Source organism: Pantoea sp. B550 (assembly GCF_024158165.1).
GTDB lineage: Bacteria > Pseudomonadota > Gammaproteobacteria > Enterobacterales > Enterobacteriaceae > Pantoea > Pantoea alfalfae.
In genome coordinates this window covers 275,393-292,788 of the sequence record NZ_JAMYXI010000001.1, presented here as the reverse complement: position 1 = coordinate 292,788, position 17,396 = coordinate 275,393, and the positions used below count along the sequence as shown (strand labels likewise).

The window sequence follows — 17,396 nt, the reverse complement described above, 5'->3', positions numbered from 1 at the left end:
TTATAAAAAACTCCGGTCGTAGGGGCGCATAAACGACCGTAACGAATTATCGGAAAGCTGGCTGTGCATCCAGAGTAAAATGCATACAATCCTTTTATCTGGATCAGAACAGCCAGAGTAACTTGTCCGCTTTACCGCGCAGAGACGGCTTACGGTTGTTGAATGCAAAATTACCAGTCCTGACGCGTGGGATGGATCACGATATCGTTAATGGTAAGATCTTTCGGCTTATCGAGCACGAAAGCGACGGCATCAGCCACCTGCTCAGGTGTAATGGCAATTTCATTGAGTTTTTGAGCAGCTTCTTTGCCTTTGCTGTTATTTACTTTGTCGGCCCAGCCCGTATCGATAACGCCCGGACTGACCATAGACACCTGAATGCCGTTCGTCACGCCAACTTCTTTTCTCAGGCTTTCGGTGACGCCGCGGATAAAAAATTTGGTTGCGCTGTAAACGCCGCTGGATGCACCAGTGTGCAGGCCCGCGACGGAGCTCATATTGAGAATATGACCGCGTTTCTGTTCCAGAAACACCGGCAGCGTGGCTGCTATGGCATTCAGATAGCCGTGAATATTGGTGTCAATCATCTTATTCCAGTCTTCTACTGCCACATCTGCCCAGTCGGAAAAAAGCATCAGCCCCGCATTATTGATGAGATGATCAATACGTCCGTATTTGTCTGTCACGCCACTAATCAGGTTAAATACATCCTGCTTGTCCGTTACGTCTGTAATGCGAAACTCTGCATGCCCACCCTTTTCGTTAATCTCATCTGTTATTTTTTTCAGTTTTTCTTCACTTCGCGCAGCAAGGACAATACGGGTGCCGGACTGCGCAAGCCTGCGAGCGGTAGCCGCTCCAATACCTGACGATGCACCGGTAATGACAGTGACGGTCTCTTTATTCAACGACATATATAAAACACTCCTGGCTTTAAGTTGACTAAAAAAATGAATGCATATGTTTGTTATGAAATATGGAAAAGCAACGCACAAAGTGTGGCATTAATTTCAGAAAAACCATTTTAATCCACTCAATATAGCATTGAATAAAAATCAACTATTGCAGTATATTGATTTTATTGAGTTTTTTATTTAAATCTCTGTCAGAGGTATTTCTTAGTCCTTTTCCGGCTTCAACTTCTCATTTTACCTGCCAGGCTTACCGTGAATTCACAAATAAAGGAAAGAGAAATGAGCAAGAAACTGGCTTTTATTACCGGGGCATCTAACGGAATTGGGTTTGAGCTGGCAAAAATCTTTGCCAAAAATGGTTACGATATTATTGCTGTGGCAAGAAATGAAGAGAAGCTGAACAATGCATGTAATGAGTTTCGTCAGTCTGGGGGCACCGTGCACGCCTTCTCAGCCGATCTCAGCCGCTTTGAAGAAGTTGAGTTGCTTAAAAAGAAAATCGATGACGGCGGGCACCACATTGACGCTCTGGTTATTAACGCTGGGCAGGGACTGGGTGGCTGTTTTATCGGCGGCACCGAACTTGAAAAAGAGCTTCAGCTCATCCGCTTGAATGTTGATTCTTACGTACATATGTCCAAAATTTTCTTGCCGGACATGATTAAGCGGGGCGGGGGACATGTTCTCATGACCTCTTCTGTTTCAGGTACGGCGCCTATCCCTTTTGAGGCTGTTTACGGGGCGTCAAAAGCCTTTGTTAACTCATTTTACTGGGCGATCCGTAATGAGCTAAAGGGCGCAGGCCTGAACATGACTCTCCTGATGCCTGGCGCTACTGAGACTAACTTCTTTAAAAACGCTGGCCAGTCCGATACCAGCGTTGGCGCCGCTCAGACGACCAAGCCAGCGGAAGTGGCAGAACGGGCCTGGTATGCCCTGATGAGTGGGCATGAGTATGTATACGGTAATGATGAGGCTGAGCATGAGGGAGATGTGCTGAATCGTCTGCAAAGCGAGTCGCAAAAAGCGCAGCGTCATCGCATTATTTCTGAACCGGGTTCAGCCAGTAAAAAATAAGTTATTTTACCGGTAAATGAACATTGTATCGGCCGGTCTGAAGATCGGCCGATACTTAATCTGCAATGACATAAATAAAAAAATAAGGCGGCATCATGGTGTATAGATTACAGATTCAATCTGTACATTTCTCCAGCTTTTTCCGGGTTCTCATCATCAAAGTGTTACCACTCCATTTTTAATGAGGCGTAAATACAGCCATTTTAAAACTCATCTCCTGCCAGTAGCAGATGATATATTCGCAAGAGCATTATAAGAAGGCATCGGCAAGCACATAAAACGCCATCCGAAACGCACGGTTGCTGACGTTCTCGTTATATTGCATTTTCCCCGGAATATCCGCACGCGGATAGGTAAATGAATGCACCGCCCCTGCGTAATTTACCAGCTGAAAGCCTGCACCTGCAGAAGCCATTTCATGACTGAACTGCGCAATCTGATCCGGAGAAACGAAGGGGTCGCCCGCCCCGTTAAGAACTAAAACCTGTCCTCTGATATCCCCTCTGACGGCCGGCTGTTGCGTACTGAGTGTCCCATGAATACAGACAGTAACGCGCAACGGCGCCCCACTGCGGGCAAGTTCCAGCACACAGTGGCCACCGTAACAAAAGCCTATGGCTCCGAGTCTGGACGCATCTGTCAGGGGATTTGCAGCCAGGGCCTGGAGTGCGGCTTTCATCCTGTTTCGTTCTTCAGCCGTATCCTTGAGCGCATTCATTTCAGCTGAAGCCTTTTCCGCGGTGGCAGGCAGAGAGCCATATAAATCGGCAATCAGGACAATATAGCCTTCCTGTGCCACTCTTACCGCATGCTCTCTGTTCGACTCAGTAATGCCCATCATGTTTGGCGCAAGAACGATACCCGGACGTTGCCGCTGACTGTCGGCGTCATAGACAAGAACGCCCCTAAGTCGTGTTTCGCCACAACAGTAAAAAGTCTCTTTTTGTATAATACTCATTTGTCCTTCCTGCCCTCAGATAAACGCGATCGTCAAAACCGGGCCAGCGCCCGACATTACTGGCAACCGTAGTTTATTTATTCATCCACTGGCTGAATGCGCCTTTCCACTGGAAATGCCAGCGGGACAACGCAGGCCGGTTTTCGATAATGTCCTGAAAGGACCAGGTAATACGCTTTGCATCCATTTCGGGGCTGACAGCGTTATCCGGACAGATAATATAAAAATCGCCCTGCTCATAGCGCTCTACAAAGTGTTCGATTACCTGGTCAGGCGTCCACGCCTCAGCCGGCTTACTGTCTTTATCCGGCTGCATACCCGGAAAGTTCATATCAGTCCAGGTAAAGCCAGGAACCAGCAGGTGCGCGGTTATCCTGTCTCCGGCTACGTTTCTCAGCTCATGCGCCAGCTGTTCAGTCAGCACCTTGATACCAGCCTTCGCTGCGCTGTAAGCCGCGTTTCCAGGTGGTGTAGTGATACCTTCTTTTGAGCCCAGGTTCACAATAGCCGCCCTTTTGTTCATACCCAGCATGGCGGGTACAAAAAGGTGCTGCACTGTAACCATGGAGAGGAGGTTCGACTCTATCTGAATGCGCCAGTCCGCAGGTGCATCCCATGGCCCGCCGCCCTGCTTTATGCCGGCGTTGTTCATCAGCAGTGCCACCTCGCCGAACTCATTCAAGGTAATGTCCCGCAGACGCATCAGATCCTGTTCGTTCGTGACGTCCCCTGTGACCAGCCGGTATTCAGTGTTCAGTGTCTTTGCCAGAGCCTCCAGCGCAGCGCAATCACGATCAAACAAACTCAGGCGCATACCTTCCTGCGCAAAGCGACGTGCGGCGGCGGCGCCTATTCCTTTTGCCGCACCGGTAATGACCGCAACGCGGCCAGCCTTAATTACTGATTCAGTCATGACTGACTCCTTCTGGTGATGTGTACTGAGAGAAACATCAGGACAAGTGCAATGACGGCAAAAGCTGCGCCAACCCAGCCCGTTGAAATCCACGATCCGCCGGACGCGATGGCCAGCCCGCCAAATGCCGCACCCAGCGCATTAGAAATATTAAACGCGCTGTGCGTGAGCGATGAGGCAAGTGTCTGTGCGTCACCGGCAATGTTCATCATGTGTGACTGCAGTGCAGGCACCAGCGAGAACCCGTTACCCAGTAAAAAGAGCGTAATGAGCGCAGGTACTTTCCATTGGGATACCAGGGCGAACAGAGCAAGCGTAATCAGATTCCAGAACAACATGCCGTAAATGGCCGGTACAGGAGCCTTGTCGGCCACCCGTCCACCAATAATATTGCCCGTTGCCATTCCCACGCCCCAGAGCACCAGAATCCACGGAACTGACGAAAGCTTAAATCCGCTCACCTCTGTCAGAGCTGGCGTAATAAAACTGTATACGGCGAACATGCCAGCAAAGCCTACAGACGCTACAGCAAACGTCATAAGTACTTGGGGGCTGCGCAAAGCACTCAGCTCTTTCAGGGGGGAGGCTTTGCGATCGGCCGGCACCGCTGGAACAAAAAGCGAGACCATAACGCCGGTCAGCACCAGACCGGCAGTGACCACCGAAAACGACATCCGCCATCCGAGCGATTGTCCTGCCCAGGTTACCAGCGGCACACCTGCAACATTCGCAATGGCAAGGCCGAGCATGACATAACCGATATAACGCGCTTTTTGTTCTGCAGGCACCATGGATGCAGCAACGAGGGCAGCAACGCCATACCACGCGCCGTGAGGTAGCCCGGCAATAAAACGCGCTGAGAGCATAGATGAATAGCTCCAGGCTGCAGCACTACAGCCGTAGCCGATAAGCGCAATAACAAGCAGCAGCAGCAGCAGCGCCTTTCGTGGTAAGCGCGCAGCCAGTACAGCGATAGCCGGTGCACCAATAACCACGCCTGCAGCATAGGCACTGATATAGGCTCCGGCAGCAGGCACTGAAACACCGGTTCCTTTAGCAAGGGCGGGAAGCAGACTCATCGGCGCAAATTCACCGGTTCCTATACACAGTCCACCGGAGCCAAGAGCAAGCATGGCAGGGAGCAGGCCAGAAGGGGCTTTCACCCGACTCTGCCCGTCGCTGTAAGTGTGTTCGGTCATAACCTGAGCGCCTCCAGAAGCTGAAAGATTGTCACTTCAGTTAGTCAGGAATCCTGAAAGGGAACCGCTGCTCTTTGAAGAACAGCAGTTCTCAGCCAAAAGGGCTGATATTATCTCTGTTAGCGGTTAAGCTGAGAAAATGCAGTGATATAGTTGAAACTAAGTAAACTATAACTCAGCTCCAGGCCGATATTGTTGAAAGAGATACCTTGATTCATTGACTTATATTCAACCATAGTGGCCAGGTTACGGTGCGTGTAATGTAATGAAGGTAATTTCAGAAGGTTTTCCCAGTCGCAGCGGGAACCCATTCCACAGTCCGGCACCATTACTGACGTAAAGTGCCATATCCCCGACCTGATAGAGGCCTGACACAAAACCGTTATTCGCAGGTGCTGCGACTGTATCAAGTCCACTAATCATGCCGCCGTGAGTGTGACCTGAGAGCTGAAGACTTACGCCGGTGATCGCGCTGTATGCAGCAGAGCCTGGCCGATGATTCAGCAGGATTACAGTGTCTTCTACGGACTCTCCACTTAGTGCTTTCATAAGGTCAGGTCCCTCGCCGCCATACTCAGGCGCTACTTCATCAGTTACGCCAGCCAGAACAATCGAGGTGCCACCTTTTGACAGACGGACATGTGAGTTGTTGAGGAAACGCAGGCCAAGCCGTGTGTATTCCTCCGTCCAGGCGGCAGCGTTGAAGTAATATTCATGATTACCCGTAATGGCATATACCCCATAAGGCGCCTTCAAAGAGGACAGGGGGGATACATCAGCCCGGCGGTTCCTGACCGTCCCGTCAGCTATATCACCGGTAACTACAATCAGATCAGGATGAAGTGCATTGGCCTTATCCATCACGCTCTGCATCCATGAATGAGGCAGGAGGCGGCTGGCATGAAGATCGGTCAGTTGCACAATGGTAAAGCCATCAAATTCACGCGGCAGCTTCCTGAGCGTAAGTTCAGAACGTTGTACACCAGGCGTTTTTACGGCGTTATGCACACCCGCTGCGGCAAGCAGACATGAAGCAACCAGCATTAGCATCCTTCCACCCGCTCTGCCTGTAACGGAACGATGTAGAAAGACACGACAAAAAATAAAACAGCTGTCCTGAAGCAACAGCATGATGGCTAAAAATATAACGCTGCCAAAATCCATCCAAGAACGATCATGATCGGTTGGGGCAGTTCGGGAGAAAACATCGTGCCAAAGACGAGACGGCTCAGTAAATGAAATTCACATACTACCGCTATAAAAAGGACCAGTAACATCTGGATTTTATTACTGCATTTCAGCTTCTTTATAAAGCGCAGGTATACATACACTGCCGGGAGCAGTGTCCATACGTGAAACATCCTTTCATCTCCAGACTGAAATGTAACCGTCCGACTGTCACAGAGACATTGTACTGGTTGCATATAATTTGTGAATTTAACTAAACTTATTACCTTTGAGATCGGGTTATATTTAGTGTCCTGCAATGGGGCGTTGAATTTTTCTCACGTATAGAAGGCGCTTTTATGTCAGTCACACCTACTCCCCGTCTTTCACGTAGCGATCTGGCAGATTTGAATGCTTTTCGCGTTGTTGAACGATTACGCAGCTTCACCAAAGCTGCCGTTGAGCTTGGGATCACCACCTCTGCTCTCAGCCACGCAGTGCGTAATCTTGAAACGCGCCTGGGTGTTCGGTTGCTGAACCGTACGAGCCGTACGGTTGCTCCGACCGAAGCGGGTGCAAGCCTGGCCCTGCGGCTGGATGCAGGCTTTCGTGAAATAGGGGACGCTTTAGACGAAATTAACCGGATGCGTGATCGGCCAGTCGGGCGGTTACGAATGAACGTCCTGAGTGACGGGGCAAGGTTAATTATGGCTCGTCACCTGCCGAAATTTCTGAGTCAGTATCCAGAAGTTGAAGTAGAAGTCAGCGTTGATGATCGAATGGTGGATATTGTTTCTGAGGGGTTTGATGCTGGCATTCGATTTGGCGGGACAGTTCCTGAGGATTTAGTTGCCGTCAAACTGGGCCCTGAATTGAAATGGGTTGCCGTCGCGTCTCCGCGTTACCTCTATCATCGTTCCCTTCCTGCCACGCCGGATGATTTGCGCGCTCACTCCTGTATTCAGCTGCGAACGGGCCAGGGGATAATCTATAAATGGGAATTCAGCAAGGGGGATGATTATCGTGCAATCGATGTCCCTGGACAGATTTGTGTCAGTGAGACAGCGTTAGCCATTGAGCTTGCCCTTGCAGGAACCGGCATTGCGTATTGTCTGGAAAACCGGGTATCACATTATATCCGGGAAGGCAGTCTGAGGATCGTGTTGCCTGACTGGGCTCCAATAGAACCGGCTATGCATCTGTATTACCCTGGACACCGACGCATTCCTCAGGGGCTAAGAGAGCTCATTGATGTGTTGCGCGAAGAAATTGCGGCTGAAAGCCGCAGCAATGAGGGGCGGCCATAAATCTGGCAGTATTCCTGATTTTCATTAGATCACTATACGTGGCGGCGCTGCTGCCGCAAGAGTTGACCTGTTCAGTTCAGTAGTGTCCGCTTCTGGCACAAAGCGGACCATGTATTCGTTCGGATTGAATAGTGTTACGTATCATCTGCTTTATCCAGATTTATCCAGAGTCGTAAATTATCTTTTCAGCTGTATACCCAATCCTTTTGGTCCCTGAACATAGCATTGAGTATCGTTATGAATTTTCTGATACAGGCTGTGATCGCGACTTTTTTTACTTTTCCACGTGCAATGAGTGATGTATAGAAGTCTTTAATCTGAGGGTTATATCGAACCGCTGAAAGCATCGCCATATATAGTGTTGCCCGCTGGCCAGCCCTGCCTCCCCAGATAGCCCTTTTCCCGCGAAGTTGCCCGCTGTCTCTGTCATACGGGCATACACCAACCAGCGCCGATATCTGCCTGCGCGTCAGCGCTCCCAGCTCAGGAAGTTGGCTCAGGATAGCCGCCTGAGTTACTGGCCCAATACCCTTAACTTTTTCAAGCATTTTTCGTTTTGTAGAAAGTGCAGTGTTCTGATTAAGCTGGTATTTTATTTCCTGGTCCAGAGTATCAATCTGTGAGTTAAGCAAGGCAATGTGCTCTGCAATACCCATCTCAATATATGCCCCGTTTTTTTCCTGCAGCCTGTTAGCTTCCATGACACGATTCTGTACCAGTTGACGCCGCCGGGTAAGAAGCAGTGCCAGATCCTGTAGCTCTTTTTCCTTGGCAGGTCTGAATTCCGGTTTCATACGACGACCATATTCGCAGATTATCCTGGCATCGATAGAATCACTTTTTGCCACCTTTCCCATTGCCCGGGCAAAATTCTTTATCTGTCGCGGGTTAATGACAGCAACAGACAGACCAGCTGAAATCAGCATTGATTCAGCAAGAGAGTGATACCGGCTTGTAGCCTCCATGATAACGCCTGATACATGAAGGTCTTCCAGCTCCGTCAGCAGCTGCATGATGCCGGATGCGGAATTGTCCACATGAATCAGTCGCTCGCAGGTATCAATAAAGACATCTAAAGCGAACTTTGAGACGTCAATACCAACAGTTGTTTTATCGCTCATTTCAGTTCTCCCTGCCTTGCAGATACGGGCTTCTGATGCACCAGGCAATTGTTCGGGCTATAGCTGAAAGTGATGCTGCGCTTAGTGCTCACCCGCGGGCTTGTTAATCCCTGGATGTCGATCGTGCTGCAGCATCAGTAAAAACACAGGATAAGTTTAGACCCATCCCGGTTCTGCTTTAAACATACAAGGATGGCGAGCGAAGCGATCTCTTGAACACGAGCGGCCGGGCTAAAGTGAAGTCACGGCACCGGCCGCAGTCCGCACGGACCCGGTTTTCTGCCCTGTCCCGCCGCAAGGCGGAATATAGCGGCGCGCAGCAACTTCCTTATTTCATTCTGTCCACAGCCCGGGTGCATACCCTGGCTATAACCCTGTGGACAAAAGCGCAGCAGCGGCAGTATCCGCGCACAGACAGCAGGCGGTCATAAAATGACCGCCTGCTGTCTGTTATTTCAGGTGCCCGCGCATCTCGGCAGCGCGCCTGTACAGCGCCACAAGTTCGGTATCGATCTGCTCGATCAGCATTCCGGCCATTTTCTGTGCCGGCGCCGCGCCGCGGAACAGATGCCGCTTAGTCATATCCCGTAACCGCAGGTGAAACTCGTAAAGTGATTCTTCCAGATCGTTAATGTCGTCGGTAAGCTCGGTGTTGTCAGTTGTCATTATCTGGTCTGTCATGGTGCTGTCCTCTTGGTCTGGTTACGGAAAATGTTATGCGGCATGGGCAGAACGGGCGGCGCGCAGTTCTCCCAGGCGGCGCAGGCCGGCGGTATGGTATTGCTCAAGCAGTTCGATACCGATCCAGCGGCGGCCACACTGGTCTGCGGCAACGCAGGTCGAGCCGGAGCCTGCAAACGGGTCCAGAATTAAATCTCCGGGTTTCGTGAAGGTTTCGATCAGCGGCTGTAACACGCTCACCGGCTTTTCGGTCGGGTGGTGCCGGTTGCCCGTGTACTGCCAGGGCATCACGTCAGGTAAGGGCTTAGCCGGCAGCGGTGGGCGCCCTTTGGCCAGCAGGTAGGCGCTTTCATGCTGATACCCGACAAATGCCGATTTCGATGCGTAGGTTTTGGTGAATACAAGGTGCCCGACGACACGAAAGCCCGCCGATTTCCATGCCTGCATGAAGACGTCCACGCGGTTCCAGCCGTAGAAACTCACCGCCAGGCTGTTGTTTTTGAGCACGCGATACATTTCATGGCTGGCCGGCAGCACCCAATCGTCGCTCACGTCATTAGCGATTGAGCGGCCGGAGCGGTCCTTAAAGCCAACGAGGTATGGTGGATCGGTCAGAATGAAGTCGATGCTGTCGTCCGGAAAGCCGGCCATGATCTCTACGCTGTCGCCACGCATGAATCGGGACATATTTCTGCTCCTCAGTGTCAGGGGGCACCCCTGTGGTGCCGTGACCACCACAAAGACGGGCGTAAAGCGGAGCAGGCAGGGGCGGACGCGCAAGCCGCACGCGCCGCCGGAGCGGACTGAATGTCCCGCGCACGGCGGGGAACGGGTGAGCAGTTGTGTTTAATGTCAATCAAGGAGAGTGTTTGAATACGTGAAGAGATTACAGGTGATGAGTGTCCGCTATGAGCGAAAAGCAGAATCCATCTTGTCAGTCCAGATAATGCGCAGTTAATGATTTTTAACTTAATACACGAAATTTCCCCTGGGAATTACCTCTTACTGGCACCTGACCTGTGTGCCACATATAACTTTTAATGCGGTCACAGAAAGCGAGCGTGAGTCGCGCGCATCGTGAACAGGACAAAAGGTGCATATACCAGAGCTGATATAGCACCTTATTGATGAGAGACAGGATGTGTAACCTGATAAAAATCATTTATTCTGCGGAAAATGTTTAACGGTAAATTTTATCGTCTCAGCAATACCCGCCTTGAAAATTCTTTTTTGAGCTCAACGCTGTATGGGGCGTTATAAAAGCTTACCTTCTGAAATTTCTCATCGAATTCCTTATTCAGATGTTTATTGACAGGAATTGAGCCAAAAACGTTATGGAGTTCGCTTTGCGTTTTTTCACTGATCAGCCAGTTGACAAACAGAGCAGATGCAGCGGGGTGTGCTGAATTTTTAGCTATTACTACAGCGTTGGCACCGGCAGGCATATCAAACCCGGGTACATAAAATTTTATGCGTGATGTCACTGCACCTGTTTTTTTAAGAGTCAGCAGGTGATCTTCCCACGCAGGTGCCAGAATAAGCTCGCCATCATTGATACGGGTAAGACTGTCTGCCTGCGATTTTGTGAGCGTGATCTTACTTTTATTTTTAATAAACCATTCCCATCCTTTATCCCACTGCTGGAGAACGGCCGGGTCTGCTTTATCAGCTAACTTATGCTCTCCCTGTCCGTGGAGTGTCAGTACTCTCTGTATAAAAGCTTCACCCGCCCCGCCATTTTGCGGATCATTGTATCCAAATAAATTTAGATTGTTGTCGATGAAGCCCTGAAGCTCCTCCAGAGTCTGAGGCAGTTTTTTGTCCTGCATTTGCAGCGGGTCATACGCAAACCCGGTCTGGCTTCCCCAGAATGCAAGGCCATATCCCAGGAAGTCGGTACCATTGACTTGACTATAGCCATTCTGGTATTCAGGAAGCCATGCTACTGGCGAAACGGTATGAGAGTTTAGGACAAGTGGCATCTGGCTCATCGTAAAGCCTACTACATCAAGCTTCCCGGTTTCTTTATTTTTTTCAGCAAGAATTTTATTCAGATTCCCGTCTATGGTCGATTCAGGAATGATTACTTTAATACCGTACTCATGTTCAAATTCTTTTACAAAATTTCGCCATTGTGGCTTGAGATACCAGACATTAAAGTTAACTGTCCCTTCGTTTTTTGCCTGGGAGACAACCTCGCTCCACGTCATTTCTGAAAGCTGCGCTCCCTTTGCCGCGGAAAAAGAGAGACAAGTAACCGTTATAACGGTAGTTAAAGTTAAAAAGCGTTTCATATTAACCTCTTCATATTAATATTTGCCAGTTGCCTCAGCCGCATAATTATCCTTCAGCGCTCTTTCAATGATGATCATAAGGAAGATGTTAGGAATGATGAGTATCATTGATACAACTGCTGCGTCTGGTCTTACAAACGTGTATCCAAGGAAAGAATAAAGTATTGTCGGAATGGTAATAAAATCCGGTGAACCCAGTACATATGAAACGGAAAATTCCTCAAGACTCCTGACGAAACACAGTATCAGAGTAGCAAGAATGGCACTCTTCAGAAAAGGCAGATAAGCATTCCTGAATGTTGCCCACCTGTCCGAACCCAGATCGCGGCTGGCGTCAATCATCTCCTGCGGTACAGCCCGGAAACCGGCGGAAAGTATTCTTATTGCATAAGGCAGTGCGAGGACAGTATGTCCCGTAACGATGCTGATAAAAGGATTTTCGATATCGAGTTGCAAGATCATGGCGCTGAAAAATATGCCGATCAACATACCCGGCATAACGAGGGGGATCAGTGTCAGGATTTCAGCTATCCCTTTTCCTCTGAAAGGTATGCGTCCGAAAGCATAAGCAGTAGGAAGAGCCAGTAACAGACTCAGGGGAGCTACTGTTAACGCTATCGAATAACTGTTGAACATAGCGTCAGGAAGCGATGTCGTCTGCCACATATTTACCCATCTTGTGAAAGAGAGGCTGTCCGGAAATATGTCAGGGAAACTCCAGGGATGTGCAGGGTCAACCATCGACCATATTACCGCCATGCCCACGGGCAGCCCAAGCCATATAAAATTAGCAATGAGAAAAAAAGCTACCGAAACTCTCATGACTACACTGGTCTTTTCTGGACTGTTCACGTTCATTTCAGGTCGCCTTTGCATGTCATGAAAGGTGTTATCATTAACTTAACTGCTATACTGAATAATAGTGAGGTTATCATGATGATCATGGCAATCACGGCAGCGTTATTCCATTCTCCGTACTCCATAGCCGTTGACTGCATCAGTCGCGCAAGTGAATAAACATCATGAGGCCCGGCGACTGAATAAAAAGCAAAGTCACCGATCGCATCAATGAATACAATAATCAATGCCACCTGCACTGCGGGCAGGGTAAGTGGCAGTACAATAGTGATAAACCGCTGCCACTTATTAGCGCCTAAATTTACCGATGCGTTTAAAAGATCATTTTTCACAGTATTCACTGAGCTGCTTATCAGAATCAGCGCAAAGGGCATATTCTTCCATATCTGCAGGACAATGACTCCCGTGCCGAAACTGTCATTCTGCATACGCAGCGGCGCACCGATAACTTTTGCGGCCAGAAGGAATTCATTAATAACACCATGGAATGAAATGATGTTAATAAATAAAAAGGCTGCAACAAGGCCAGGAATAAACATAGGTATACGCAGTATGGCAATGATACTTTCTTTCATGGGCAGCGGCTTTCTCAGCCATAAAGCGATGGGGTAGGCGAGAATAACGGCCCCCAGGGCTCCGAGAAGTGAAACTTTCAATGAATAAAGAAGTGAGCTCACCAGTACGGGATCGCGAAGCATCCCGGACCAGTACTGAAGTGTAAAATAACTTTCACCCGTCAGATTAAAATAGCCAATACTCTGCGCTATCAGAACATAGAATGTTGAGCCCATAAGCATAAGGATAGTACCAAGCCCGCTTATCATAAGAAGCCAGGCAAATAACTCCTGCCGGACATTAGTTTTCATATCACAGGCTCCAGAAATACGATGGCATTTTCAGGCAAATAGAAACATGCCTGCTCACCGGTTTTAAAGTAAGGTTTTTTTATAAGTTGCAGCCGCACGCCGGTTCCATCGCTTGTGTGCCCCAAAGCCTCGGTATGGTTTCCCATAAAAGCCATACTTTCAACGGTGATGGTAAAGTGATTAGAGTCTTTTCTGCTTTCCGGAATGTATACAGCATCTTCGGGTCGCCAGCATATCCAGCAATGATCGCTTTCAGGTACTCTGGAAGAGCTGACGTAGAAGCCCCCCATTGAAGTGGATACCCTGTAATAGCCGGGTTGTTCTGCCCTGCATATGGTTGCCTGCATAATATTTGCCGCACCAATAAAATCGGCAATAAAGCGGTTTGCCGGCTGATAGTATATTTCTTCAGGTGTGCCTGCCTGCGCAATGTTCCCTGCATTAAGTACCACAATTTTGTCTGACATGGAGAGCGCTTCACTCTGGTCATGCGTCACATAAACTGATGTAAGGTTGTGGCGCTCCTGAAGCTGCTTGATTTCATATCTCACACTTTCACGCAGCTTTGCATCCAGATTGGAAAGAGGTTCATCAAAAAGCATGACGTGAGGCTTTGTTACCATGGCTCTCGCGATCGCAACTCTTTGCTGTTGCCCGCCTGAAAGCTGAGAAGGCATTTTGTGTCTTTGTGATCCGAGGCCCATCTGTTTCAGCACGGTATTCACCGTAGCTTTCTGTTCGCCAGGGGGGATCCTCTTCTGCTTCAGCCCATAAGCAATATTGTGAACAACATTCAGATGAGGGAATAAAGCGTAAGACTGGAAACACATCGCAGTGCTTCGCTTCTCCGGGGGTAGTGTATTAATTGCCTGACCGTTCAGAATGATGTTTCCACTGTCTGGGGTAACGAATCCCGCAATCATCTTCAGAAGGGTTGTTTTACCGCATCCGCTGGGTCCCAGCAGGGTGACAAACTCCCCTTCTTCAACATCGAAAGAGATCTCTCTCGCTGCATAGTACTCGTCAAAACGCTTTGTAATTTTTTCAAGTCTCAGTTTAGCCATCATGCAGTCCCTAATTATCATCACGATTAACTTTAATGATTAAACATTAAAATTTTGTGACAGTGAATTACGTGAGGATAACCCTCATTAAGAAAACTGTATATATATGATTTTATTAAATAAAAAAATAAATTAGATTTTCGCTGCTTTTTTTATTAAGTTTAGATAACATACTTAATAGTGAAGAATAATACTTTTTCTCAAAGGTGCTGAACGTGTTCAACTTCCATCAGGCCAGTAAAGGGGTCGTACTGGCGAACGGCCATCGTGGATACTCCAGTAAGTATCCTGAAAATACGCTTTTGGCATTTGATGGCGCACGCCTGGCTGGAATGTCGAGTATTGAACTCGATGTGCACATGACTAAGGATGAGAAAATGGTGGTTATTCATGATTACCGCATTGACAGAGTATCGGATGGCTCTGGTTATGTGGCAAATATGACTCTCGACGAACTGAGAACGTATGACTTTGGCGTCAGCGTTTCCTCCGAAGAAGGAAAGGCTGCTATACCGCTACTGGATGACATCTTTGACTGGGCGATCAGGCACGATATGGGTCTTGTCGTAGAGATAAAACAGCGCTGTCGTCTTGACCGCTTTATTGAAAGATTCACCCAACTGGTGAACACCAGAACCGGCATTATCGAAAGAATGCAGTTACTGGGGTTTAACCATGTACTGCTTAATCAGGTCAGGGACAGTGTTCCGGGTCTGAAGATTCAGACAGTCTCACTTGAACGTTATAAGAATCAGCTTGAAGCTATTCTCGGTTCGGGTGCTGATTGTGTTTGTCTTGAATATGAACATACACATATAGACGATCTGAAGGCCTATAAGCAGGCGGGATTAGGTGTACGCCTTTACCTTACTCCGGGCAAGCTCGGTCTTGATACGCTGGAGTACTACCGTTTTAAGTTCGGGCATGATGTCCGCAGCGAGATACTGTTCTGGATGAAGGAAGGTCTGATTGACATGGTCAGCCATGATGACGTCCTGTATGTCAAAAGACTCATCAAAGATGCCGGGTTAAAATGTGCTTAACCATTTGATACCCGCATATAGGAATTATCATGACTTTAGTCAGTGCACCTTTAGAACTGAGCGCGACGCAGCGTAACCTGCTCGACCTGATCAGGAATCATGGCACCGTTACACGTGCCGAACTCAGTCGCCTCTCAGGACTGACTCCGGGAGCTATAACACAGCAGTGTCGTGAACTGATTTTTACCGGGCTGATTATCGAGGGTGAGCCTGTACATGATGGCAAGCGTGGTCAGCCTTCTTTACCCCTGCGCCTGAACCCAGGAGGGGCCTGCTCTGTAGGCGTTTCCTTCAGTCCTGGGTTTATTGACATTGCCGTCGTTGACCTAAGCGGAAAACCGCTCATACAGGTTTCAGAAAAACATACTGAAAACCGTGAAATAGCCCATACGGTCAATCAGGTCATACAGATGGTTGCCGGTGCACTTAAAAAGAAACGTTTAAGTAACTCACGAATACTGGGCATTGGATATGCCGTTCCGGGATTCCTGAAAAAAGACGGCCGTAAAAGACAGACAGTAGCATGGCTTGATACCTGGAGGGAGGTTGACCTTCAGGCAGTTTTTGCTGCAGCGTTACCTTACCCGACCTGGGTAGAAAACATCGTAAATGCTTCTGTCATTGCCGAATATTACTCCGGTAATCACAGTAACATTTCTGACCTGGTCCTTATTGATCTGGGTTACGGAATTGCTGCAGGCATTATTGCTGACAATAAGCTTCTGAGTGGGGGGTTTTCGAATGCCGGAGAACTTGGAATGAGTTTCCCACTCGAACTGCCAAGGCCTTCTTATAAAGATTTGCTTATCACTCTGGAGAAGGCCGGTCTGGATCCCGATGAACTTGATGGCCTTGCTTGCAGCGGGAATAAGGTTATTGAGTGCTGGATAGCGCGTGTCAGTGAACAACTGGAACCCATTATATTCAGCTGTATCCAATGGCTGGACCCTGAAGTCATCACGCTGGGTGGCGCGATGCCTAAAAAAATCGTTGGCCGGCTGGTGAAGGAGCTCAGGCTGAGAGTCAGCGGACGATTAGAGCCGTTACGGCCATCAGCACAAATTGAAGCTTCTGCTTTCAGTAAAGAGGGTGCGTCACGCGGGGCAGCAATGCTGCCTTTATATTACACACTGAATATAAAAAAGTAGCAGTGCCGGATTAGTTTTACTCTGGTGTAAAGGGTACGCCGGCCCGTATATCAGTAAAAGAGGATGGGATATGTCACGTGATTTTGTCAGTTACGCCCCGGATGTGGGAAGAAAATTTTCATCCTCCGGGTGTCCTTTACCTTTTGCGGGTAATACATTTCTTGGCCACCTTGAACAGCAGGGGGAAGGATTTGAGACTTTTGATACAATTCTTAATGTATACAGAGAACTGCCGGAAACCCGTTTTTTCAGGAAAATGACGGCCCTTCCATCCAGCAGTTACCACATTACGCTTTTTACCGGTGTAAACGAGTGCGATCGTCATTCAGGCCCATGGCCAGCCGGTATATCTCGTGAGCTGGCGCTGGAGGAGCTTAACAGATGTTTTCTGGATAAACTTAATTTACGTCAGCCAGGCCTGTCTGAACGCTTTGATTTCATAGTGGACTCAGACGCACCATTACCGGGAAGAAATGATAATTTTTTCATCCCGCTAAAACCGGCCGATCAAACCACACACAACCGTCTTCAGAAAATAAGAGATGAGTTGTCAGAAATAACGGGTATTCGTCGCGACGATCATTGCTCCTATCAGTACCATATTACGCTCGGGTATCTTCTGCAGACGCTTGATGGAGCGGAAATGTTGGAGTATAGGGAAAAAAGTATGGAGTGGAGAGAAATGATTGCGAAGGCTGGTAACATTACCATTCGGGAATTTGAGTTCTGTACCTTACGGGACATGTATTCATTCCGAAGAATTTGCACAATCTAGTACTTTTATTA

At 48.6% G+C, this 17,396-nt stretch carries 17 protein-coding genes; 5 read left to right on the top strand and 12 right to left on the bottom strand.

Features of this window, described 5'->3' with window-relative positions:
- Positions 1-170 precede the first annotated feature (170 nt).
- Positions 171-914, bottom strand: coding sequence for an SDR family oxidoreductase (locus NIM72_RS01365; RefSeq protein ID WP_222925760.1), 744 nt, complete (start codon positions 912-914; stop codon positions 171-173).
- Positions 915-1,193: 279 nt separating this feature from the next.
- Between NIM72_RS01365 and NIM72_RS01360 the strand changes: the two genes are divergently transcribed.
- Positions 1,194-1,991 (top strand): SDR family oxidoreductase, encoded by a 798-nt coding sequence (locus NIM72_RS01360; protein WP_222925759.1) that lies wholly within the window; start codon positions 1,194-1,196, stop codon positions 1,989-1,991.
- Positions 1,992-2,241: 250 nt separating this feature from the next.
- On the opposite strand, the gene NIM72_RS01355 is transcribed toward NIM72_RS01360, so the two are convergent.
- The 4 genes from NIM72_RS01355 to NIM72_RS01340 form a co-directional block, all read right to left on the bottom strand.
- Positions 2,242-2,949, bottom strand: coding sequence for a dienelactone hydrolase family protein (locus NIM72_RS01355; protein WP_222925758.1), 708 nt, complete (start codon positions 2,947-2,949; stop codon positions 2,242-2,244).
- Between the two features lie 73 nt (positions 2,950-3,022).
- The gene (locus tag NIM72_RS01350) at positions 3,023-3,862 is read right to left on the bottom strand and encodes an SDR family oxidoreductase (protein ID WP_222925757.1); all 840 of its coding nucleotides are present in this window, start codon (positions 3,860-3,862) and stop codon (positions 3,023-3,025) included.
- Positions 3,859-5,025, bottom strand: coding sequence for an MFS transporter (locus NIM72_RS01345; RefSeq protein WP_253418039.1), 1,167 nt, complete (start codon positions 5,023-5,025; stop codon positions 3,859-3,861). Before NIM72_RS01345 ends, NIM72_RS01350 begins: the two co-directional genes overlap by 4 nt.
- A 282-nt stretch (positions 5,026-5,307) precedes the next feature.
- Positions 5,308-6,225 (bottom strand): metallophosphoesterase, encoded by a 918-nt coding sequence (locus NIM72_RS01340; protein ID WP_253418037.1) that lies wholly within the window; start codon positions 6,223-6,225, stop codon positions 5,308-5,310.
- 362 nt (positions 6,226-6,587) lie between these two features.
- Between NIM72_RS01340 and NIM72_RS01335 the strand changes: the two genes are divergently transcribed.
- A complete protein-coding gene (locus NIM72_RS01335; protein ID WP_253418035.1) occupies positions 6,588-7,535 on the top strand; it encodes a LysR family transcriptional regulator in 948 nt (315 codons plus the stop codon).
- Positions 7,536-7,720: 185 nt separating this feature from the next.
- On the opposite strand, the gene NIM72_RS01330 is transcribed toward NIM72_RS01335, so the two are convergent.
- From NIM72_RS01330 to NIM72_RS01300, 7 genes are all read right to left on the bottom strand, one after another.
- A complete protein-coding gene (locus NIM72_RS01330) occupies positions 7,721-8,656 on the bottom strand; it encodes an IS110 family transposase (RefSeq protein ID WP_253418033.1) in 936 nt (311 codons plus the stop codon).
- Positions 8,657-9,106: 450 nt separating this feature from the next.
- Complete coding sequence (locus NIM72_RS01325; protein WP_222925752.1) at positions 9,107-9,337, bottom strand: hypothetical protein; 231 nt, start codon at positions 9,335-9,337, stop codon at positions 9,107-9,109.
- 33 nt (positions 9,338-9,370) lie between these two features.
- Positions 9,371-10,024, bottom strand: coding sequence for a DNA methyltransferase (locus NIM72_RS01320; protein WP_222925800.1), 654 nt, complete (start codon positions 10,022-10,024; stop codon positions 9,371-9,373).
- A gap of 506 nt (positions 10,025-10,530) precedes the next feature.
- Complete coding sequence (locus NIM72_RS01315) at positions 10,531-11,631, bottom strand: ABC transporter substrate-binding protein (RefSeq protein ID WP_150029134.1); 1,101 nt, start codon at positions 11,629-11,631, stop codon at positions 10,531-10,533.
- Between the two features lie 15 nt (positions 11,632-11,646).
- A complete protein-coding gene (locus tag NIM72_RS01310; RefSeq protein ID WP_253418031.1) occupies positions 11,647-12,489 on the bottom strand; it encodes an ABC transporter permease in 843 nt (280 codons plus the stop codon).
- The gene (locus NIM72_RS01305) at positions 12,486-13,355 is read right to left on the bottom strand and encodes an ABC transporter permease (RefSeq protein WP_046102942.1); all 870 of its coding nucleotides are present in this window, start codon (positions 13,353-13,355) and stop codon (positions 12,486-12,488) included. Before NIM72_RS01305 ends, NIM72_RS01310 begins: the two co-directional genes overlap by 4 nt.
- Complete coding sequence (locus NIM72_RS01300) at positions 13,352-14,419, bottom strand: ABC transporter ATP-binding protein (RefSeq protein WP_046102998.1); 1,068 nt, start codon at positions 14,417-14,419, stop codon at positions 13,352-13,354. Before NIM72_RS01300 ends, NIM72_RS01305 begins: the two co-directional genes overlap by 4 nt.
- 215 nt (positions 14,420-14,634) lie before the next feature.
- On the opposite strand from NIM72_RS01300, the gene NIM72_RS01295 reads away from it, so the two are divergent.
- The 3 genes from NIM72_RS01295 to NIM72_RS01285 all read left to right on the top strand — a co-directional run bounded on the left by NIM72_RS01295 (position 14,635) and on the right by NIM72_RS01285 (position 17,385).
- Positions 14,635-15,462, top strand: coding sequence for a glycerophosphodiester phosphodiesterase family protein (locus NIM72_RS01295; RefSeq protein WP_223812725.1), 828 nt, complete (start codon positions 14,635-14,637; stop codon positions 15,460-15,462).
- Between the two features lie 29 nt (positions 15,463-15,491).
- Positions 15,492-16,610 carry an ROK family transcriptional regulator gene (locus NIM72_RS01290; RefSeq protein ID WP_253418029.1) on the top strand — a complete coding sequence of 373 codons (1,119 nt, stop codon included), beginning with the start codon at positions 15,492-15,494 and terminating at the stop codon, positions 16,608-16,610.
- A gap of 70 nt (positions 16,611-16,680) precedes the next feature.
- Positions 16,681-17,385, top strand: a complete 705-nt coding sequence (locus NIM72_RS01285; RefSeq protein ID WP_253418027.1) for a DUF1868 domain-containing protein — start codon at positions 16,681-16,683, stop codon at positions 17,383-17,385.
- The last annotated feature ends 11 nt before the right edge of the window (positions 17,386-17,396 follow it).